The organism is Sphaerisporangium sp. NPDC049457, from assembly GCF_055586705.1.
Map to the genome: position 1 here is coordinate 51,714 of NZ_JBVJHR010000022.1, position 20,500 is coordinate 72,213.

The window sequence follows — 20,500 nt, forward strand, 5'->3', positions numbered from 1 at the left end:
TGTCACTTGGAGAGCTTGCCCAGCACGGTGACGGCCGCCATGGCGACGGCGCCGACCACGGCGATGATCAGGAAGATCTTCAAGATGCCGGTGATGAGCGGGATGAGGAGCCCGAACACTACGTAGAGCGCGAGGAGGACTCCGAGAATGGTGAGCACGATGCGGGCCATATGCAGAAGGTACGTCGCACCGGGCCCGGCCGCGCGTCATGGGCGATCTTTCCCCAGATCGTGACCTTCCGCACGTTCCGCCGCCCGCCGCACCTCTTACGAAGTGATGACGAGACTCGTGATGGCGGCCCTGTCGGCCCTACCGTGGAGTGTCATCGTCCGTGGGGAGCGGACGATTCCGTTGTCATCCGTTACGGCGGCTTGAAGAGATTTGGGACAAGTTCGTGCGGCTATTCCGGGTGACTTTATGGCAGTAAAATGTGACAAATTGGGCAGCTTGGGGGGCCGATGACGAGTACCGCTTCCCCGCCCCGCATCCTCGTCGTGGACGACGACCCCACCGTGGCCGAGGTCGTCGTGAAATACCTCGAACGTGACGGGCACATCGTCGAGAGCGTCGGGGACGGGGCCGAGGCGCTGCGCAGGGCGCTCGCCGACCCGCCCGACCTGCTCGTCCTCGACCTCATGCTGCCCGGCATGGACGGCCTGCAGGTCTGCAAGAAGCTGCGCGAACGCTGGCCGGTACCGGTGATCATGCTGACCGCGCTCGGCGAGGAGATCGACCGCGTCGTGGGCCTGGAGACCGGGGCCGACGACTACGTCACCAAGCCCTTCAGCCCCCGCGAACTGGCCCTTCGCGTGCAGTCGGTGCTGCGGCGCGCCCGCGGCGCCCTGGTCACCTCCGGCACGGGGGTGCTGCGCGACGGCGACCTGCTCGTCGACGTGGGCGCCCATGAGGTGCGTCTCGCCGGCCGCGACATCACCCTCACCGCCCGCGAGTTCGACCTGCTCGCCTACCTGATGCGCAACCCGCGCCAGGCGTTCAGCCGCGCCGCCCTGCTCGACCAGGTGTGGGGCTGGTCGTTCGGCGACACCTCCACGGTGACCGTCCACGTCCGCCGGCTCCGCGAGAAGATCGAGCCGGACCCGGCCGCGCCACGCCGCATCGTCACCGTGTGGGGCGTCGGATACCGGTACGAACCCGTCGACGGCGACCCCGCGGAGGAGGGCCGGTGATCCTGCAGATCGTCGCCGTCACCGGTGGCCTCGGACTGCTGATCGGCGGCCTGGGACTGGCGCTCCTGCGACTGCTGCGCGGCCGGTCGATCGGCGTCATGCTCGCCGTGGTGGCGGTCGTGACCGTCGCCGCCACCCTCGCCGGAGTGGTCGCGATCACCATCGAGATGGTCATCGACGGGCATCCGAAGGACATCGTGCTGAGCGTCGTCGCCGTCGCCGGGCTGGTCGGGGTCGGCGTCGCGCTGGTGGTGGCCCGGCAGGTCGTCGCGGCCAGCAGGAGGCTGGTGGCCGCCGTGGAGGCCGTGAGCCCTTCCCGCGACTTCGTCCCGCCGGCCGGACCCCTGCCCGCCGAGCTCACCACCATCTCCGAGGCCCTGGCCCAGGCCTACGAGCGGCTGCGCGAAGGACGCGAACGGGAAAGGGCCCTGGAAGGGGCGCGGCGCGAGCTGGTCGCCTGGGTCAGCCACGACCTGCGCACCCCGCTCGCCGGCATGCGCGCCATGGTGGAGGCGCTCCAGGACGGCGTCGTGGACGACGCCGAGACCGTGCGCCGCTACCACGCCCAGATCGGGCACGAGGTCGACCGGCTGTCGCACATGGTGGACGACCTGTTCGAGCTCTCGCGGATCCACGCGGGCGCGCTGCGGCTCTCGCCCGGACGCGTCGGCCTCGGCGACCTGGTGGCCGACGCGCTCGCGGGCGTGGAGGCCCTGGCCAAGGCCAAGGGAGTGCGGCTGACCGGCGAGACCGAGCCGGTGCTGCCGATCTACGCCGACGCGGCCGAACTTGGACGCGCGCTGCGCAACCTGGTCGTCAACGCCATCAGGCACACCCCGGCGGACGGCGCGGTGGTGGTGCGGGCGGAGGCCGACGAGCGCACCGTGCGGCTGTCGGTGGCCGACTGCTGCGGAGGGATCCCCGAGGAGGACCTGTCACGGGTCTTCGACGTGGCCTTCCGCGGCGAGGCGGCGCGCACCCCAGGCCCGGACGGAGGCGCCGGCCTCGGGCTCGCCATCACCCGTGGCATCGTGGAGGCGCACAAGGGCGCCATCGCCGTCGTCAACGAGGGCCCGGGCTGCCGCTTCGAGATCAGCCTGCCCATCTCGGACTCCGCGCCCTGACCCACGCCGGGGTCACAGGCGCGCGGCCACGGCCCGGCCGGGTGCGGGGCCGTCCAGAGGGGCGACGGGCACATCGCCGAAACCGCCGGCGGGCGCGTCGCCCGGCGCGTCCACCTCGTCCTCGGGGATGGCGAGCGGCAGGGACTCCAGCGCCTCGGACATGGCGCGGAACGTCGGGCAGGGCCAGCGCCACATGCAGCTCCTGCAGCGCAGGATCGGATGCGCGGCGTCGCTGGTGATGCCGCCCGCGTCGCGGGGCTGGTGCAGGTCGAGCAGGCGCAGGCCGAGCTCGGCGAAGCAGAGCAGCTCCTCGCGCGCCGCCATGAGCAGATCGAGGTCTTCGACCGTGAGCCGCGTCTTGATCGGGACGTAGCCGTCCCGGTTGACCAAGGACTGGAGCGGAAGCGCGGCGGCCCCCCAGGCGCGCGCCCGCTCTGTGCGGGCGAGGATGCCTTCCAGCCGCTCGCGCATGCATTGTCGCTGGGAATCTTCAGGTATCTCACTGTTCATCGGCGCTGTCGGGCCCGTCACACTCCACGCCCGTCCCTCCCTCTCGAAGTGACGGCCGGACGCGGAGGTTCCGGGCCTCCCCCCCTTCCGGCCGAGCCGGTGTCGCATAGCGTCAAGCTTCGCGCACGGAGCGTTTCCATGGGGCCGAAACGGGGAACAAAGGGCGGACGACTCTTCGGTTATAGCGGTAGAGCGTGACCCGGGGCCGGTACGGCGCTAGTGTGCCCGCTGTGGAGCTCAAGGTCTCGACTCGATCACATGCCGGACACGCCATCTTGACGGTCGTCGGCGAAATCGACCTATATACCGCGCCTCGTCTCCAGGCGGAGTTCAGCCGCCTGCTGGAGACCGGGCCCGAGCGGGTCGTCATAGACATGTCCGGCGTGGAGTTCTGCGACTCCACCGGCATGAACGTCCTGCTGTCCGCGCTCAAGAGGATGCGAGAACGCGGCGGCGTGCTGGAGGTGGCCTCGCCGCGTCCCGCCGTCCGCAAGATCCTCCAGGTGACGGGCCTGGATTCGGTGTTCACGGTCCACGACACGATCCCGGCCGAACTGCTCACCGCCGAGCACCCCGGCTGACCCCGGCTGACCGCGCCGCCGCCTCGTCCGCCATCTCGCCGCCTCGCCCGCCGTCCGGGCGTCCAGGCCGGACGTCCGCGCCGGGCGGCGGTTCGGGTGGCGGGTCCGGGCGTGCGATCGGTGCTAGCGTCGGTCGATCGTCACAAGGCAGCCGACCGGACGAGGAGCGATGAGCGACCCATCCGCACAGCCAGACACAGCGGTGATCATCCCGGCCAAGGACGAGGCCGACCGCATCGGCGCCACCGTGACCGCCGCCCTGGCCATCCCGGGCGTCGACCTCGTCGTGGTCGTGGACGACGGCTCGGTGGACGCGACCGGACGGGTGGCCAAGGCGGCGGGCGCGCGCGTCGTCCGCCACAGCCGCAACCGCGGCAAGGCGACGGCGATGGAGAGCGGCGCGGAGGCCGTGCGCCTGCTCGACGAGCAGAGGGCCCGCCACCTGCTCTTCCTGGACGCCGATCTCGCCGAGACCGCCGGCCGCGCCGCGCCGCTGATCGAGCCGGTGCGGGCCGGCTCCGCCGACATGACCATCGCCAGGTTCGTCACCCGGGTCAAGCTCGGCGGCCACGGTTTCGTCGTCCGGCTGGCCCGCGAGGGTATCAAGCGCGCCTCGGGCTGGGAGGCCAGCCAGCCGCTCAACGGGCAGCGGTGCCTCACCAGGGCGGCCTTCGAAGCCGCCCGCCCTCTTGCCCACGGGTTCGGGGTCGAGACGGGGCTGACGATCGACCTGGTGCGCAAGGGCTTCCGGGTCGTCGAGGTCGAGGTCGAGATGTCCCACCGGGCGACCGGCACCGACTGGCGCGCGCAGCTCCACCGCGCCCGCCAGTTCCGTGACGTCGCCCTGGCCATCGCCGCGCGCGAGCGCGTCGTCGCCGACATCAGGAGCACGGTACGCGGCTCCCGCTAGCGCGATGACCACAGGCGGGCGTGGCGCGGGCGGCACCGGGGATGTGCTGGAATCGTCCGGTGAATCGGGGCGGGCCGGCGGGCCATGAACGGTGGGCGCGGGTCGCGCTCGTGGGCGCGGCGCTCAGCGTCCTGGTCACGATCGCCATCGGCGCGCTCGGGCCCTCGGCCGTGGTGCCGCCGCTTCCCGGGCCGGGGTGGCAGCCGCCCTACTCCCTCGGCATCCGGCCGGACGGACACCTCGTCATCGCCATGGAGGCCGCGGCCATCGCGCTGGGCGCCGCGGGCCTGGGCGCCGGGCTGTTCGCCATGCGGCGCGGCTGGGCTCCCGACCCCCGGTGGCTGCTGCTCGCCGGGTGCGCGGCCGCGGCGGTGCTGGCGTTCCTGCCACCCTCCGGCTCGGCCGACCACCTGAACTACGCGGCCTACGGCCGGATGGTCGTCCTCGGGTATGACCCGTACGCGGCGGGAGCCAGCGCCCTGCCCGGCGACCCGGTGGCGGACGCGGTCGAGCTTCCCTGGGAGGAGGAGCCCAGCGTCTACGGTCCGGTGGCCACGGCCGTGCAGGCGCTGGCCGCCCTGGCCGGCGGCGGGTCGGTGCGGCTGACCGTGTTCGCGCTCGCCGCCGTCAACGCCGCGGCCTTCGCCGCGACGGCGTGGTTGCTGCACCGGACGGCGCGCGGCGACCGCGCGCGGCAGGCGCGCGCGGCGCTGCTGTGGGCCGCCAACCCCCTGGTGATCTACCAGCTGGTCGCCGGGATGCACGTCGACACCCTCGCCATCGCGCTGGTCGTGGCGGCGCTGGCCGCCGGCGCGAGCGGGCGCCGGTGGGCGTCCGGGCCGTTGCTCGGGCTGGGCATCGCCGTGAAGGCCAACGCCGGCCTGGTCGCCCTCGGCCCGGCGTGGGCGCTTCGGCTGCGGCCGAGATCGCTCGCGGTCGTGGCGGGCACGGCGACGGCGACCGTCCTGGCGGCGTACGCCCTGGCCGGGCCGCACGCGCTCGACCCTGTGCTGCATGCCACCAAGTCGATCTCGTGGGCCACGCCGTGGCATCTGGTCCAGAGCGGGTTGCAGACGCTGTTCGGGCCCGGGGCGTACCGCGTCTGGATCCAGGTGGGGTCGATGGCGGTCCTCGTGCTGCTCGCCGCGTCGCTGCTGCGCGCCTTGAGCGGGGCGTACGGCCTGACCGGCGTCCCGGCCGCGCGGACGCCGGGCCCGCCGGCCGGGGGGCCGGCCCGCTGGTGGCGATCCCTCCGGGCGGCCTTCCACCCGGACGCCGGGGCGCGCCCGGGGGTGGGGGAACGGCCGGGAGCCGGGGAACGGCCGGGCGGTGCCTGGGGCGAGGCGGCCGGGGTCGCCGTCGTGGTCGTGGCCGCCTGGCTGTTCGCGACCCCGTACGCGCTGCCCTGGTACGACGGTCTCGTGTTCGCGCTGCTGGCCGCCGTACCGGCGAGCGCCCTGGACGCTTTCATGGTCGCGCGGCTGGCCGTGCTCTCGGCGGCCTACCTGCCGGCCCGCCAGGAGGACCAGCCGCTGGATCTGTTCCACCCGCTGGTCATGGTGCTGCGCTCGCAGGTGGTGCCGTCGATCCTGCTGGCGCTGACGGCGGCCCTGGTGTGGTGGGCCCTGACCTCTGGAGCGCGCGGATCGACGCGGCGAGGGTCAGCGGCACCGCCACCGTGAGCGCCATGGCCGGGATCGCGATGCCCGAGTCGTTCACCAGGAACCCGGCCAGCGCCGTGGTCAGCACACCGAACAGCCCGGCCCGCAGCGCCGGCGCCTGCGCGTAGGCCAGCCCGAGCGCCGAGGCGCCCCACCGCGACGGCCTGGACAACACCAGGAAGAGGAACGCCAGGGCGGCCAGCGACAGCGCGGTCAGCTGCCAGTTCCCGAGCGTGCCGAGCATCGCGCCGATCTTGCGGCCGACCACCGGCAGCGCCTCGCCGTCCGCCACCTGCTGGACGAAGGCCCCAAGGTGGGTGCGCTGGTCGCTCGGCCGCAGCCAGTCGGCCACGGCGATCAGGGCGACGAGGACGACTCCGGCGACGATGACGGCCGCCAGCTTGACCACCGTGATCCGCCTGCCGGACAGCATCAGCATGAACACGGCGAAGCCCAGCACGAACGCCGGCACGCCGCCGAAGTCGGCGCCCCACCCCGGCCATCCGTCCGCGAAGATCGCCAGCAGTCCGTACGCGAGGCAGACGGTCAGGGCGAGCACGCGCCGGCCCCGTTCGACCAGCGCCTGGGCCATCCCGGTGAGCGCGAGGATCGTGCCGGTGGCGTACACGGCGAAGGCGATGTTGCTGAACCCGTAGAACCGGCCACCGGTCACCGGCTCGTACCCGGTGACCGCGTTGACCTGGAGCCGCGAGCCGGTCGCCACGTCGGCCAGCAGGGCGAGCGAGGTCGCCGCGGCCACCACCGTGAGCGGGCCGAGCGGGTGCGCCCGCCAGGGACCGGCGAACGCCAGTCCCGCGAGCAGGCCGGTGAAGCCCATGATCGTCAAGATCAGCGCGGCCATCGGATGGCTCAGGCTCCACCACGGCACGAGCTGCGCCAGGAACGTCGACACGGCGACGGCGCCGCTCAGCACGGCCAGGACCTGCGTGGCGACCGGCACCCGCGACGTCCAGCCCCCCGCCCCGCGCCCCACACCTGAACCGGAACCGTCAGGACGGCGGCGGCGCATGGCCAGGGTGGCCAGCCCGTAGAAGAGCAGTTGGACGGACACGAACACGGCGAAGAACGGCGCGCGGACCTCGACCAGCACCCTGCTGGCGAGATCGGCGTCCGCCAGCTCGGTGACGGTGTCGGTGACGCCGGCCGGTGCGGGGCCGCCTGACGCCCAGGGACGCCCCACGGCTCCTTCGGGCACGGGAGCCCGGAGCAGGCGCAGCACGGTCGTGGTGACGTCGGTGACCGCCACCAGGGCGTCCTGGCGGGTCGAGGCGGCGGTGAGGTGGCCGTGGCGGTACCGCCCTCCCTCCCAGGACGGCCCCTGGGCGAGGGCGACATGAAGGTGGGCGGCGGCGGAGGCGTCGGACAGGCCCGCGACCAGCACGGTCGCGGCGGGATGCAGCAGGGGGAGGAGCCGGCCGATCTTGAGGTCGGCGGCGGCCACCGCCCGGGCGCGGGCTTCGGTGCTCAGGTCGGGAGCGGGGGCCTTCGTGGTCGGGGACGGCTGGGTGATCCAGGCCCGCGCCAGGTCGTCCACCTCGGCGATGACCAGGTTGTACTGGTTCAGATACCCGGGAAGCTGCGCGCCGTCGTCATATCGCTGGACATTTCCAGACTTGTCGGCTGCGGCGAGCGCCGCTCCCGCGCCGACGGCGGCCACGGTGCCCCCGGCGTCGCGTACGGCCTGGCCCAGCGTCCCGATCGTCGCGCGGTAGGACGTGGCGGCGTTGAACGACGCCAGCTCCGGCCAGCCGGGCACGGTCGCCGAACCGTCCGGACCCGCTCGCGGTCCCGGCGGCAGGGCGCACTCGCTCGCCGCCGACCCGGCCCGCTTGCCCGCCGACACCGTGAGCCATCCCGCGACCGGGCATGTGCTCGCGCGGTCGGGCCGGGGATAGGCACGGGTCGACATCGAGGCCGAGGCGCCGTCCCCGGTCAGCGCCCACAGGTTGGGCGTGCCGCCCCGGCTGAGGTCGGCCCACTGCAGGCCCGGCACTCCCAGCAGCACGACGTGCCCCGCCGCCGGGCCTTCGGCGGTACGCGCACGGGCCGTCCCGGTGGACAGGGCGGTGAGCATGGCGGTGAGCATGGCGGTGAGCATGGCGGCGCAGAGCAACGCCAGACCACACCGCAGCCACCGGGTGCGCCGTTCCCCGCCGGGCGCGCGGGCTCCCCGGACGGCCTCTCGCATGTCCAACGGGAACCTCGCCTCCCCCTATAACGACCACCCCCGCCCTGCAAACCATAGCCAGAACCCACCCCCATCCCCGCTTCCCCTCACCCGGCCCAGTGGGCAGGAGCCCACCTCCGGCCGACCGGATGACCGGTGGGCCTGGGGCCGTGGTGACGGAGGCCGCTGTCCCCGTCAGCCGTGAACCGGTACCCGAGCACCACGCCGGCGGCCGTGGTGCGGCGATGCGGGCGACTGGTGGGTGGGTGTGGTGGTGGCCGTGGTTCTTCCTGCAGGGGATCGGGGTTCGGGCGCCGCGACGGTGGGTCGGGGTGCGGCGGTGCCGGCGCCCTCGTGCGGCGGGGCGGTGGGATCGGGGGACGGCGGGGGGGCGGGGAAAGGGGGTAGCCTGCCACGTCGTGAGGAATGGTGGCGGGCGTGGGGTGGCCGGGCGGTGGTGGGCGTGGCCGGTCGCCTTGCTGATCATCGGGGTGGCCGCGTTCCCGCTCGTGCGTTATTGGCTGACCAATCCCGCGGACCAGCGCCTGGTCGATCTGGACGTCTACCGCACCGGTGGCGAGACCCTGCTGCGCGGGCTGCCCGTCTACGACGCGATCACCCCGGCGCCGCAGTTGCTGCCGTTCACCTACCCGCCGATCGCGGCGCTGCTGGCCGTGCCGCTGGCCGTGCTGTCATGGCCGGCCGCCCAGTGGGTGTGGACGGCCGGTGTGCTGGCCTGCCTCGGTGTGACCACCTGGTTCGGCTTCCGCGACCTGCTCGCGCGCCTGCGGCCCGCCTGGGCGGCGCCCGTGCTCTTCGGCGTGCTGACGGCGGCGTTGCTGTACCTGATGCCGCTGCGGGACCAGATCAGGTTCGGCCAGGTGGACATCCTGCTGGTCATGCTGTGCCTGGTGGACTGCGTCGCGCGCCGTCCCTGGTGGCCGCGCGGCATGCTGATCGGGCTCGCCACGGCGGTCAAGCTCACTCCCGGCGTCTTCCTGATATATCTGCTGATCACCGGGTTCGGGCGTGACGCCGTCCCTGAGCAGCGCCGGGCGTTCTACATGGCCGCGTTCACCGCCGGGCTGCTGACGGTGCTGCCGTTCCTGGTGATCCCGGACGACGCCGCGTCCTTCTGGTTCTCGGCCCTGCTCGACTCCGACCGCGTCGGGGCCAACAACGCGACCACCAACCAGTCCATCCGCGGGATGCTGCTGCGTCTCTACCTGCCGGGGTGGCTCACCTCGCTGATCTGGCTCGCGCTGGTGGCCGCGGTGGCCTGGTACGGCTTCCGCCACGCTCGTGAGGCCCTGCTCCGCGGCGACCGGATGACGGCGGTGGCGCTGACGGGGCTGATGGCCGTGCTCATCTCGCCGGTCGCCTGGATCCACCATCTCGCCTGGCTGGTCGTCGTGCTCGCCGCGCTCGCCGGCCGCCATCTCGGCGGCCACGGTCTCGCCGACCACGATCTCGGAGGTCGGGGTCTCGGCGGGCACGGTCCGGGCGGTCGCGGTTTCGGCGGTCGGGGTCTCGGCGGTGGTGTTCTGGTGGCCGTGTGGCTGTATTACGTGCTGCCGATCCCCTGGTGGGGGGTCTCGCTGCGCGCCGCCGAGATTCCGGTGCTCAGCCCGGTCGCCGGGCGCGTCGTCCAGGACGCCTTCGGCCTCGGCGCCCTCGGGCTGGTGTGGCTGCTCGCCCGGCGCCCCGGCCCGGGCGCCTCCGAGCGGCCGGAAACCGGGTCCGCGGCCAGGAGGCGTCCGGGTTTCCGTGCGGCCCGGTGACTGATCCATTACCCTCGGCGATGTGCTGGGGACTGTTGTGGCGCTGATCGGCGGCATCGCCGGCATGACCGGCGTGGCGATCGGCCTGCTGGCCCTGCGCAGCGCGCGGTACGCGGTCGAAGACTGCCTCGGCGTGCTGAGGCGGCAGTCCGCGGTCGACGGCGTGGTCGACCTCAAGGCGATCCGCGACGTGGCGGTGTTCCGCTACGACGCGCTGGCCGAGATGACCGGCAGGCTGTCGTTCTCGGTGGCCATGATCAACGGCCTGGGCGACGGCATCGTCCTGACGTCGATCAACGGCCGCACCGAGACCCGCACCTACGTCCGTCCGGTGCGCGGCGGCCGCGGCGTCCAGCCGCTGTCCCCCGAGGAGGAGCAGGCCGTCCGCGCCGCCCGCCTCGGCATCGGCCCCGACATCGTTCCCAGCACCGTCCCCCGGCCCCGCCGGCGATAGCCGCGCGCATACCGATCCAGATGAGACTTGGGAGGAACCGGTAAATATGCCGGGTGGCCGGTGACCTGGGGAAGGTAGCCTGCTGATATGCCGAAACTCGCCTACCTCGGGCCGCAGGGCACGTTCTGTGAAGCCGCCCTGCGGATCCTCGTGCCCGATGCCGAGCGCCTGCCCTGTGCCAACGTGACGGCGGCGCTCGACGCGGCGCGATCCGGCGAGGCCGACGCGGCCGTCGTTCCCCTGGAGAACTCCGTCGAGGGCGCGATCACGGTCACGCTGGACGAGCTGGCCTGGGGCGACCCGCTGCTGATCACGGCCGAGCTGCTGCTGCCGGTCGAGTTCTCGCTGCTGGTGCGGCCCGGCACCGAGATGTCGCACATCAAGCGGGTGTACACCCATCCGGCGGCGATCACCCAGTGCCGCAACTTCCTGGCCCGCGAGCTGCCCGACGCCGTGGTGGTCGCCGCGCCGTCGACGGCCGCCGCCGCCCAGGAGGTCTCCATGGAGGACTCCCCGTACGACGCGGCCATCGGCCCGGCGATCGCCGGCGAGCACTACGGCCTGGAGGAGCTTGCGGCGCGCATGGGCGACCGTGACGACACCGTCACCCGGTTCGTCCAGGTGTCGCGGCCGGGGCCGCCGCCCGAGCCCACCGGGGCCGATCGCACGTCCCTGGTCGCCTTCCTGCGGGACGACCACCCGGGCGCGCTGCTCGAGATGCTGAGCGAGTTCGCCGTGCGCGGGGTCAACCTGACCCGCATCGAGTCGCGGCCGACCGGCGACGGCATCGGGCGCTATTTCTTCCACTTCGACGCCGAGGGCCACGTCGGCGAGGCCCGCGTCGGCGAGGCGCTGTCCGGTCTGCACCGCCTCTGCGCCGATGTCCGCTTCCTGGGCAGCTACCCGCGGGCCGACCGGCTGTCGCCGCAGCTCAAGCAGGGCACCTCCGAGTCCGACTTCACCGAGGCCGCCGAGTGGATCGGCAAGATCCGCACCGGCCGGGTGTGACGAGGGGCCGGGCGGGGCGCCGGGCCGGGTGCGGCCGATCACATCGGAGGCGATAGACGCGCGAGCGCCGCTCGGACATCGGTAGCCTTTGTTACGTGATTGACCTGCGTACCCTTCGTGAGGACCCCGACCGGCTACGGGCGTCGCAGCGTGCCCGCGGTGAGGACGACTCCGTCGTCGACACGCTGCTCGACCTGGACGAGCGCCGCCGCGGCGCGCTGACCGCCTACGAGTCTCTGCGCGCCGAGCAGAAGACCGTCGGCAAGTCGGTCTCCTCGTCGTCCGGCGACGAGAGGGCGGCGCTCCTGGCGCGCGCCAAAGATCTCTCCGCCGGCGTGAAGGGGGCGGAGGCCGAGGCGGAGAAGCTCGCCAAGGAACTCGACGAGCTGATGATGGCCGTGCCCAACATCATCGAAGAGGCCCCTCCTGGCGGCGAGGACGACTACGTGGTGCTGGAGGAGGTCGGGGAGAAGCCCCGGTTCGACTTCACGCCGCGCGACCACCTCGAACTCGGCGAGATGCTGGGCGCGATCGACACCGAGCGCGGCGCCAAGGTCTCCGGGGCCAGGTTCTTCTTCCTGACCGGGGTCGGCGCGCGGCTCCAGCTCGGCCTGCTCAACATGGCCATGCAGCAGGCCATCGAGGTGGGCTTCACCCCCATGATCACTCCGGTGCTGCTCAAGCCCGAGGCGATGGCCGGCACGGGCTTCCTGGGCTCGCACGCCGCCGAGGTGTACCGCCTGGAGGCCGACGACCTCTACCTGGTCGGCACCTCCGAGGCGCCCATGGCCGCCTACCACTGGAACGAGATCCTCGACGGAAAGTCGCTGCCGCGCCGCTATGCCGGCTGGTCGTCCTGCTTCCGCCGCGAGGCCGGCTCGTACGGCAAGGACACGCGCGGCATCATCCGGGTCCACCAGTTCGACAAGGTCGAGATGTTCTCCTACTGCCGTCCCGAGGACGCCAAGGAGGAGCACGCCCGGCTGCTCGCCTGGGAGAAGGAGATGCTCGCCAAGGCCGAGCTGCCGTACCGGGTGATCGACACGGCGGCGGGAGATCTCGGGGCCAGCGCCGCCAGGAAGTTCGACTGCGAGGCCTGGCTGCCGACGCAGAACCGCTACCTGGAGCTCACCTCGACGTCCAACTGCACCGAGTTCCAGGCCAGGCGGCTCGCCGTGCGCTACAGGGACACCGACGAGAAGCCCCGGCACGTCGCCACCCTCAACGGCACCCTGGCGACCACGCGGTGGATCGTGGCCATCCTCGAGAACCACCAGCAGGCCGACGGCTCGGTGGTCGTGCCCAAGGCGATGCGGCCGTATGTCGGACTGGACGTCCTGGAACCGGTCAAGTAGCACCCGTGGCCGGCGAAGTCGTCACCACTCGGCCCGAGGACGGAGCCTGTCGCGCGGTCATCGAAGCCGGTTGAGTAGTCGTTTCCCGCCAAGTAAGCCGCTTATCCCCTAATGAGGATAGGCGGCTTACTCTCATCCTGTCTGAGACATATGTCCGCTTTGTCAGGACATTAGGCCGTACAACACGAAGGCGGGGCTCGCCCGACGCGAACCCCGCCTTCTGTGTGTCAGTGGTCAGACGGCGCGGACCTGCGACGCCTGGGGGCCCTTCTGCCCCTGCGTGACCTCGAACTCGACGCGCTGGCCGTCTTCGAGGCTGCGGTAGCCGTTGCCGACGATCTCGGAGAAGTGCACGAAGACATCCGGAGCGTCACCGTCCGGGGCGATGAATCCGTAGCCCTTCTCGGCGTTGAACCACTTGACGGTTCCCTGAGCCATTAAAGCTCTCCCTGCAATTGATCTTGGGGTTCACACCTCGCGAACCCCGGGTTGTGTCGCACAGCTTCCCGGGGCCGCTCAGACAGTCAAGCTGGTTCTGCACATCGGGTTCAGCTAATACAACGCCACCACATCTAACACCATCAGAGGGCCTTTGTTCCCCCTCCCGGCGAGAATCTTTTACTCCCAGGGCTGACACCGGGCTCCGTCCGGCACAGGGCAAACTAGAGCTTGTTATGGTCAGCCCCAGACTCGTCGCCACCGACCTGGACGGCACCGCCCTGCGTTCGGACGGCACCGTCTCACCGCGCACCGCGGCCGCCTTCGCGCTCGTCGAGCAGGCGGGCGCGAGCCTCGTCTTCGTCACCGGCAGGCCGCCCCGGTGGATGCGCAACGTCGCCGGCGCGGTGCGCAACCGCGGGCTCGCCATCTGTGCCAACGGGGCGCTCGTGTACGACCTGCACACCGAGCGCATCGTCGAGTCCCACCTCATCGAGCCCGGCGTGCTGTCAGAGGCGATCGGCCGGCTGAGAGATCGCATTCCGGGCCTGAGCTTCTCCGTGGAGTACGAAAACGGCTTCGCCCATGAGAGCGGCTTCCGGCTCGGCGGCTGGGACAGCAGGGAAGTGTCAGGGCTCCGCGTGGGCGTCTCCAAGCTGGCCTCCCGCTCGTGCGCCAAGCTCCTGGCGTTCCACCGCTCCATGGAGCCCGACATCCTCCACGGGCTCGTCGACGAGGTCGTGGGCGACCTGCTCACGGCGACCCACTCAAGCGGCCGGGCGCTGATCGAGATGAGCGCCCAAGGGGTGACCAAGGCGAGCGCGCTCGCCACCCTGGCCGAGCACCACCTCGTCGGCGCGGCGGAGGTCGTCGCATTCGGGGACATGCCGAACGACCTGCCGATGCTGGGCTGGGCCGGCACTTCCTACGCCGTGGCCAACGCCCACCCGAACGTGCTGGCCGCCGTCACCCATGTGACGGCGGCCAACGACGACGACGGCGTCGCGATCGTCCTGGAGAAGCTGTTCGGCGGCTGAGCGCACCGCCGCCGGCCCCGAGCTCTTACAGGTGAGGGCCGTCCCCTTACAGGTAGGGGCCGGAACTTACAGGTAGGGGCCGGAACCGCGGTGCGGCTGGTGGTCCTCCTGGGGCACGGCGCCGGAGATGCCGCCGGGCAGCGCGCGGCGCATCTGCTCCAACTGGGCGCGCGCGGCCATCTGCTGGGCGAACAAGGTGGTCTGGATCCCGTGGAAGAGACCCTCCAGCCAGCCGACGAGCTGGGCGTGCGCCACCCGCAGCTCGGCGTCGCTCGGCGCGCTGTCGTCGCCGGTGAACGGCAGGGTGAGCCGTTCGAGCTCGTCCACCAGCTCGGGCGCCAGGCCGTCCTCCAGCTCCTTGATGGAGCTCTGGTGGATGTCCCTCAGGCGCTTGCGGCTGGCCTCGTCAAGGGGCGCGGCACGGACCTCTTCCAGCAGCTGGCGGATCATGCTGCCGATGCGCATCACCTTGGCGGGCTGCTCCACCAACTCGGCGACCGAGCGCTCTTCCTGCTGCTCGCCGCCGTCACCCTCGACCGAGAGGCCGTTGGGCCCCACGACCACGATGTGCGGGGTGCTCTCCTCAGCATTCATGTCATTCAACCTAGCTCACCTGACCAACAGGACTTTGCCGATGTGTTCGCCTGATTCGAGCATGCGGTGAGCGGCCGCCGCATCGGCCATCGGGACGACCGCGTGGACGACCGGCCGCACGGAGCCGGCGCCGACGAGAGGCCAGACGTTCTCGCCGACGCCCCGGACGATGACGCCCTTCTCGGCGACCGGACGGCTGCGCAGGGTGGTGGCGTGAATGGAGGCGCGCTTCGCCAGCAGGGCGGCCAGGTCGAGCTCGCCCTTGGTGCCGCCCTGGAGACCGATCACCACCAGCCGGCCGCCGGTGGCGAGCGCGGAGATGTTCCTGCCGAGGTACTTCGCGCCGATGATGTCGAGGATGACGTCGGCCGTGACCTTCTCGGCGAAGTCCTCCTCCCGGTAGTTGAGGGCCTCGTCCGCCCCGAGCTCCAGGCACCGCGCGGCCTTGTCGGCCGAGCCGACCGTGACGACGACGCGGGAGCCGAACGCCTTGGCGAGCTGGACGGCGAAGCTGCCGATGCCGCTGGCGCCGCCGTGGACGAGCAGCGTCTCTCCGCGCCTCAGCCTGGCCACCATGAAGACGTTGGACCACACGGTGCAGGCCACCTCGGGGAGCGCCGCGGCCTCCACCAGCGAGACGCCCGCCGGCACCGGCAGCACCTGCTCCCACGGGACGGCGACCTTCTCGGCGTACCCGCCCCCGGCCAGCAGGGCGCAGACCTCGTCGCCGGGCTTGAACCCCTCGACGTCCTCGCCGACCTCGGCGACGACCCCGGAGCACTCCATGCCCGGCAGTGGCGACGCTCCGGGCGGCGGCGGGTAGAACCCCTGCCGCTGCAGGAGGTCGGCGCGGTTCAAGCCTGCGGCGGCCACCTCGATCAGCACTTCACCTCGTGTTGGACGAGGATCTGGAACCTCCTGCCACTCCAGCACCTCAGGTCCACCCGGCCGGGAAATAGCGATCGCGTGCATGTGACCAAACTATCCGGGTAGCCAAGTCGGCGGTTGACCACGTTGGACGTGGTAGCGGGCGGTAATCTTCTTTCTATTTGCTGCCCCTTTAGCCCAGTCCCGAGGGGGAACACGGTGGCAAGACACGATCGTGAGGATCCTCATTCCCTTGAAGAGCAGCTGGCGTGGCTCGACGCGATCAAGGAGAACGAGGAGGCGCCCGTCCCGGTGACCGTCACCGCGGACGACACCGTCGTCTCGCCGTACCTGACGGACTCGCCCTACCCCAAGGACCCATGGGCCACGGTGCCGCCGGAGCCTCCGGCGCCCGCGTCGCCGCTGTTCCGCGCCGCGGGCGACCCCGCCAACGGCGCCGGCCGGCACGACCAGGGGCTGTCCGCGCGCGCAGAGAGCGAAACGCGCGAGGTGCGCCCGCCCTCGGCCGAGGGCCTCGGCGGCGGAGTCTGGACCGGTCCGGTCGACCCGCCGCCGTCCAGGGCGCCCGAGAAGCCGGCGTTCGCCGCGCCGATCACCGCGCCGTCCGAGCCGCTGTCGCGCGCCGACACCAAGGCCGAGCCCCACCCGGACCTCTCAGCCCCGACCGGCGCCGGCGCCTTCGGCGAGCGTCCGGAGCCGTCCTCCGGCACGGGAACGTTCGAGCGTCCCGCGGGCGCCGGGGGCGGCGCGTTCGGCGAGCGCCCGTCGTCCGGTACGGGGGCCTTCGGCGAGCGTCCCTCGCCGTCCTCGGGCTCGGGCACGGGGGCGTTCGGCGAGCAATCGTCGTCGTCGGGCGCCGGGGCGTTCGGCGAGCGCCCGGCGTCGCCGGGCACCGGCGCGTTCGCGGCGTTCGGCGAGCGTTCGTCGTCCTCTGGTGCGGGCCTGGGCGAGCGTACGGGGCCGGCCGGCGCCGAGGGGGCCACGGCCTCCGGGGTGTCCGCGGGCTCCGGAAACTCCGAGCCCGCCGCCGAGGCCGTCGGCGACGACACCGACAGCTTCAGCTTCGCCCCGCTCACCGACAAACCGATGGCAGCCCCGTCCACCGGCTGGCTCTCCCAGGACCCGCTCGGCGTCGGCAAGGCCGAGCCGGCCAAGCCGCACAAGCCGCACCAGGAGCCCGAACCCGAGCCGGCGGGCGAGCAGCAGCCGGTACGCGGCTGGCTGGAGGCGGCGGTCCCCGCGGCCGAGCCCGCCGAGGCCGATCCCGAGCAGGAGCGCTTCAACGCGTTCGCCACGGGTGCCGACGCCGACGACGTGGTGGTGGTCCCCCGGGCCGAGCGGGCCCTGTACGAGACGCAGCCCGAGAACTCGGCCCCGTCCGCCTCGTCCGCGAACCGGCAGGCGGCGCCGCCCGTCTCCGAGCCGCCGGCCGCCACCGCCGCTCAGGCGTCCCGCGCCTTCCCCGGCGGCTCTCCGAGCCAGGCCACCTCGGGCGTCGCCGCCGATGTCCCTCCCGCGCCGGCCCCGGCGGTGTCCGGCGAGTCCCTGGTGCCCGAGAAGGCCCCGGAGGAGCGCGAGCCGTACCGGCCGCGCCGCCGGCAGACCGCCCCCACACCCGCGCAGACCCTCCAGCCCGCCTTCGGCGCTCCGGCACGGCAGCAGGCGGGCGGCAAGGCGGCGGCCGGGAAGGCCGTCACCGGCGCCCGGCAGACGGCCGACAGCCTCGACCCGGTGTCCTTGCTGCGCGGGCGCAAGAACGCTCCGGCGCGCGGCTGGCGGAAGATCGTCTACAAGGCGTCCGCCGGGCTGATCAAGCCGGGCGAGTCGCCAGAGGTGCGCCGCCGTCGCGAGCTGGTGTCGCGGGCGCGCACCCCCGTCGCCGGCGGCCACCACAGGGTCGCGGTGCTGAGCCTCAAGGGCGGCGTCGGCAAGACGACCACCACCGTGGGCCTGGGCGCCACGCTGGCCTCGGTGCGCGGAGACCGGGTGATCGCCGTCGACGCCAACCCCGACCGCGGCACGCTGTCGGACAAGGTCGAGCTGGAGACCTCGGCGACCGTGCGCGACCTGCTCAACGAGCGGCAGCAGATCAAGCGCTATGTCGACATCCGCGCCTTCACCTCGCAGGCGCCCTCGCGGCTGGAGATCCTCGCCTCCGATCGCGACCCGTCGGTGTCGGAGGCCTTCAGCGCCGCCGACTACCAGGCGGTCTCGCAGGTGCTCGAGAACTTCTACTCCATCTGCCTGACCGACTGCGGCACCGGCCTGCTCCACTCGGCGATGTCCGGCGTCCTCGGCCTGGCCGACCAGCTCGTGCTGGTGAGCTCGCCGTCGGTGGACGGCGCGAGAGCGGCGTCGGCCACCCTCGACTGGCTGGAGGCGCACCACTACGCCGACCTGGTCAAGGCGGCGACGGTGGTGCTGTGCAGCGTGCGGCCGAGGTCGAAGTCCACCGTCGACCTCGACCGGCTGGAGGCGCACTTCGCGGCGCGCTGCCGGGCCGTCATCAGGGTGCCGTACGACCCGCACCTCGAGGAGGGCGCCGAGATCGACCTCGACCGGCTGCAGCCCGCCACCCGCGACGCCTACCTGCTGCTGGCCGCCTCGGTGGGCGACGGCTTCGGCGGCGCGCACGGCGGCCACATCTGAGGCGTCGCCCCCGCCCGCGGGCGGGGGCCGGGCCGGCGCCGGCGCGCGGAAACGGGCGCCGGCGGCATGCCCATGGCGGAGGGTGTGGGATTCGAACCCACGAGGCCGTCGCCGACCTGGCCGCTTTCAAGGCGGCTGCACTCGTCCACTATGCGAACCCTCCAAGTGCGACACCAACGATAGCGGTGCCCGGCGGGCGCTCGCGCGGGAGTGACGCCGGACGGACCGGCGAGACGGGTTCGCGGCCGCAGGGATCCGCCTGCAGGGCGGTCCGCGGCGCCCTACTCGTACGGCTCGGCGGGCGGGGCGACCCGCGCCAGGCGGGTGGCCTTCAGCTCGGGGGCCACCGTGCCCTTGGGGAGGCGGTCGTAGGGGGTGGCCACCCAGCTGCCGGTGACCTCCACCCAGGTGTCGGGACGCGGCGCGGGCGCCCCGAGCACGGCGACCTTCAGCGGGAAGGCGTCGGCGGCACAGCACCGCAGCCGCATGCGCGTGAGGTACCACTGCCCCTTCTTCTTCGACGGAGCCGCGAACCCGGTCAGCTTCACCTGCCGGCCGGCGAGCGAGCGGGTCCCGTCCCCCCAGGCGCGGCCGATGAACTCGCCGAGCGGCATGGCGGTGGCCCTGTCTCCGGGGAGCGGGCCGTACGCGGCGGCCGTCACCGGGCGCGGCTGGGGCGTCTCGTCCCAGGAGGCGGCGAACGAGCCGAGGGCGGGCGGGCTGATCAGGAAGATGGCCATGGCGGGAAGGCAGAGCAGCCAGGCCACCCGCGGTCCGTGCGAACGCCGGTCCTCGCGGCCGTGCCCTTCCTGCTCGTGCCCGTCCTGTTCGTGTTCGTGCTCGTCCGGCACGTACGGCCTGCGCCACTCCCGGATCAGGCCGAGGACGCCCATGGCGAACAGGACCAGCCCGGCCACGATGAGCGGCGCGCGGAACCCGGGCCTGACGTAGTTGAGGTAGCCGGCCGAGAAGGCCGACACGCGCAGCAGCGCCCCGCCGACCAGGGCGAGCACCAGGTTCTGGGCCATGCGGTTCACAACAGCACCCACCCCGCCAGCACGCTGACCACGATGGCGAGCGTGAACGTCACGGGGACGAACCGGGCGGCGAACGCCCGCCCGAACGTCTCCGCCTGCAGTGCGATCAGCTTCAGGTCGATTATCGGCCCCACCACCAGGAAGGCGAGCCTGGCGGTCGGGGAGAACGTCGTGAGCGAGGCGGCGACGAAGGCGTCCGCCGTTGAGCAGATCGAGAGCACGACGGCCAGCAGTGCCAGGACCAGCACCGAGAGCCAGGGATTGCCGCCCAGCGAGACGAGCCACGAGCGGGGGACCGCCACGTTCAGGGTCGCCGCGACGAGCCCGCCGACGACCAGGAAGCCGCCGGCGTGCAGGAAGTCATGGCGGATCGCCGACAGGAACGCCGTCCGCCGGGAGACGCCGTCATGGACGCGCGGGGGAGGCACGCGCAGCAGGCCCGGCCTGCCGAGCAGCTGCCACAGCCAACCGGCGAGCACGGCGACGACGAGTGAGGCGGCGAAGCGGGCCAGGACCATGGCCGGCCGGCCCGGGAACGCCACGGCCGTGGCCACGAGCACGACCGGGTTGATCGCCGGGGAGGTCAGCAGGAAGGCGAGCGCCGCCGACGGGGTGACGCCCCGGGCCATCAGGCCGGCGGCCGCCGGCACGGAGGCGCACTCGCTCCGGGGCAGCACCAGCCCGGCCGCGCCCGCGACCGGCACGGCGGCGTACGGGCGGCGCGGCAGCACGCGTTCGAAGAAGGACGGCGGCACGAACACCGTGACGGCGGCGGAGAGCGTCACTCCGAGCAGGAGGAACGGCATGGCCTGCACGCAGATCGCCACGAAGATCGTCGACCAGGTGCCGACGGCCGGCGCGGTGAGGTGCGGGGACAACAGCAGGTTGCCGATCAGCAGGAAGCCTGCCAGAGCCACGAACACCCACGGCAGCACGTGGGCCTCGGGCGCCCGCCGTCCCCACGTGGGAGGAGGGACCGGACCTTCGGGCTCGGCGGTCCAGTCGAGTGTGGTTCGGTCGCTCATTGAGATCTGAGGGTATTTCTGGATATCGGGGGATATGCGCAAGAAGTTGCGCGGGATGTCGCTTCGACGCCCC

The 20,500-nt window shown here is 72.6% G+C and carries 18 protein-coding genes, 1 tRNA gene and 1 pseudogene; 11 read left to right on the forward strand and 9 right to left on the reverse strand.

Annotated elements, in window-relative coordinates; all coding sequences use genetic code 11:
- Positions 1 to 2: 2 nt before the first annotated feature.
- Positions 3 to 170, reverse strand: coding sequence for a hypothetical protein (locus ACZ6QO_RS30140; RefSeq protein WP_465855534.1), 168 nt, complete (start codon positions 168 to 170; stop codon positions 3 to 5).
- A 288-nt stretch (positions 171 to 458) separates the two neighbouring features.
- On the opposite strand from ACZ6QO_RS30140, the gene ACZ6QO_RS30145 reads away from it, so the two are divergent.
- Entirely contained in the window at positions 459 to 1,187 is a 729-nt protein-coding gene (locus ACZ6QO_RS30145) for a response regulator transcription factor (protein ID WP_465855535.1), read from the forward strand.
- Positions 1,184 to 2,311, forward strand: coding sequence for a sensor histidine kinase (locus ACZ6QO_RS30150; RefSeq protein WP_465855537.1), 1,128 nt, complete (start codon positions 1,184 to 1,186; stop codon positions 2,309 to 2,311). Before ACZ6QO_RS30145 ends, ACZ6QO_RS30150 begins: the two co-directional genes overlap by 4 nt.
- A gap of 12 nt (positions 2,312 to 2,323) precedes the next feature.
- Here ACZ6QO_RS30150 and ACZ6QO_RS30155 read toward each other — a convergent pair whose 3' ends face one another.
- The gene (locus ACZ6QO_RS30155) at positions 2,324 to 2,782 is read right to left on the reverse strand and encodes a hypothetical protein (protein WP_465855538.1); all 459 of its coding nucleotides are present in this window, start codon (positions 2,780 to 2,782) and stop codon (positions 2,324 to 2,326) included.
- Positions 2,783 to 3,051: 269 nt separating this feature from the next.
- On the opposite strand from ACZ6QO_RS30155, the gene ACZ6QO_RS30160 reads away from it, so the two are divergent.
- The 3 genes and pseudogenes from ACZ6QO_RS30160 to mptB all read left to right on the forward strand — a co-directional run.
- A complete protein-coding gene (locus tag ACZ6QO_RS30160) occupies positions 3,052 to 3,402 on the forward strand; it encodes an STAS domain-containing protein (protein WP_465855540.1) in 351 nt (116 codons plus the stop codon).
- Between the two features lie 169 nt (positions 3,403 to 3,571).
- The gene (locus ACZ6QO_RS30165) at positions 3,572 to 4,312 is read left to right on the forward strand and encodes a glycosyltransferase family 2 protein (RefSeq protein ID WP_465855542.1); all 741 of its coding nucleotides are present in this window, start codon (positions 3,572 to 3,574) and stop codon (positions 4,310 to 4,312) included.
- A gap of 41 nt (positions 4,313 to 4,353) precedes the next feature.
- Positions 4,354 to 5,469, forward strand: a pseudogene (gene mptB, locus ACZ6QO_RS30170) (polyprenol phosphomannose-dependent alpha 1,6 mannosyltransferase MptB); the annotation flags it as partial.
- Positions 5,470 to 5,866: 397 nt separating this feature from the next.
- Here mptB and ACZ6QO_RS30175 read toward each other — a convergent pair.
- Positions 5,867 to 8,182 (reverse strand): hypothetical protein, encoded by a 2,316-nt coding sequence (locus tag ACZ6QO_RS30175; protein ID WP_465855544.1) that lies wholly within the window; start codon positions 8,180 to 8,182, stop codon positions 5,867 to 5,869.
- A 398-nt stretch (positions 8,183 to 8,580) separates the two neighbouring features.
- Here ACZ6QO_RS30175 and ACZ6QO_RS30180 point away from each other — a divergent pair, with 398 nt between their 5' ends.
- The 4 genes from ACZ6QO_RS30180 to serS all read left to right on the forward strand — a co-directional run bounded on the left by ACZ6QO_RS30180 (position 8,581) and on the right by serS (position 12,759).
- Entirely contained in the window at positions 8,581 to 9,942 is a 1,362-nt protein-coding gene (locus tag ACZ6QO_RS30180; RefSeq protein WP_465855546.1) for a glycosyltransferase 87 family protein, read from the forward strand.
- 22 nt (positions 9,943 to 9,964) lie between these two features.
- Positions 9,965 to 10,396, forward strand: a complete 432-nt coding sequence (locus tag ACZ6QO_RS30185; RefSeq protein WP_465855548.1) for a DUF4446 family protein — start codon at positions 9,965 to 9,967, stop codon at positions 10,394 to 10,396.
- 87 nt (positions 10,397 to 10,483) lie between these two features.
- Complete coding sequence (gene pheA, locus ACZ6QO_RS30190; protein WP_465855550.1) at positions 10,484 to 11,404, forward strand: prephenate dehydratase; 921 nt, start codon at positions 10,484 to 10,486, stop codon at positions 11,402 to 11,404.
- 95 nt (positions 11,405 to 11,499) lie between these two features.
- Positions 11,500 to 12,759 (forward strand): serine--tRNA ligase, encoded by a 1,260-nt coding sequence (gene serS / locus ACZ6QO_RS30195; RefSeq protein ID WP_465855552.1) that lies wholly within the window; start codon positions 11,500 to 11,502, stop codon positions 12,757 to 12,759.
- 234 nt (positions 12,760 to 12,993) lie between these two features.
- On the opposite strand, the gene ACZ6QO_RS30200 is transcribed toward serS, so the two are convergent.
- Complete coding sequence (locus ACZ6QO_RS30200; protein ID WP_189164413.1) at positions 12,994 to 13,197, reverse strand: cold-shock protein; 204 nt, start codon at positions 13,195 to 13,197, stop codon at positions 12,994 to 12,996.
- 236 nt (positions 13,198 to 13,433) lie between these two features.
- On the opposite strand from ACZ6QO_RS30200, the gene ACZ6QO_RS30205 reads away from it, so the two are divergent.
- Positions 13,434 to 14,234, forward strand: coding sequence for an HAD family hydrolase (locus ACZ6QO_RS30205; protein ID WP_465855554.1), 801 nt, complete (start codon positions 13,434 to 13,436; stop codon positions 14,232 to 14,234).
- A gap of 66 nt (positions 14,235 to 14,300) precedes the next feature.
- Here the strand turns inward: ACZ6QO_RS30205 and ACZ6QO_RS30210 are convergent, their stop codons facing one another.
- Complete coding sequence (locus tag ACZ6QO_RS30210; protein WP_465855556.1) at positions 14,301 to 14,828, reverse strand: bacterial proteasome activator family protein; 528 nt, start codon at positions 14,826 to 14,828, stop codon at positions 14,301 to 14,303.
- Positions 14,829 to 14,843: 15 nt separating this feature from the next.
- On the reverse strand, positions 14,844 to 15,800 hold the full coding sequence (locus tag ACZ6QO_RS30215) for an NAD(P)H-quinone oxidoreductase (protein ID WP_465855558.1): 957 nt from the start codon (positions 15,798 to 15,800) through the stop codon (positions 14,844 to 14,846).
- 114 nt (positions 15,801 to 15,914) lie between these two features.
- On the opposite strand from ACZ6QO_RS30215, the gene ACZ6QO_RS30220 reads away from it, so the two are divergent.
- Entirely contained in the window at positions 15,915 to 18,365 is a 2,451-nt protein-coding gene (locus ACZ6QO_RS30220) for a MinD/ParA family ATP-binding protein (RefSeq protein ID WP_465855560.1), read from the forward strand.
- Between the two features lie 73 nt (positions 18,366 to 18,438).
- Here ACZ6QO_RS30220 and ACZ6QO_RS30225 read toward each other — a convergent pair.
- From ACZ6QO_RS30225 to ACZ6QO_RS30235, 3 genes are all read right to left on the reverse strand, one after another.
- Positions 18,439 to 18,528, reverse strand: a tRNA-Ser gene (locus ACZ6QO_RS30225).
- Positions 18,529 to 18,646: 118 nt separating this feature from the next.
- Positions 18,647 to 19,393, reverse strand: a complete 747-nt coding sequence (locus tag ACZ6QO_RS30230; protein WP_465855562.1) for a TIGR03943 family putative permease subunit — start codon at positions 19,391 to 19,393, stop codon at positions 18,647 to 18,649.
- 5 nt (positions 19,394 to 19,398) lie between these two features.
- Positions 19,399 to 20,427, reverse strand: a complete 1,029-nt coding sequence (locus tag ACZ6QO_RS30235; RefSeq protein ID WP_465855563.1) for a permease — start codon at positions 20,425 to 20,427, stop codon at positions 19,399 to 19,401.
- Between the last annotated feature and the right edge of the window lie 73 nt (positions 20,428 to 20,500).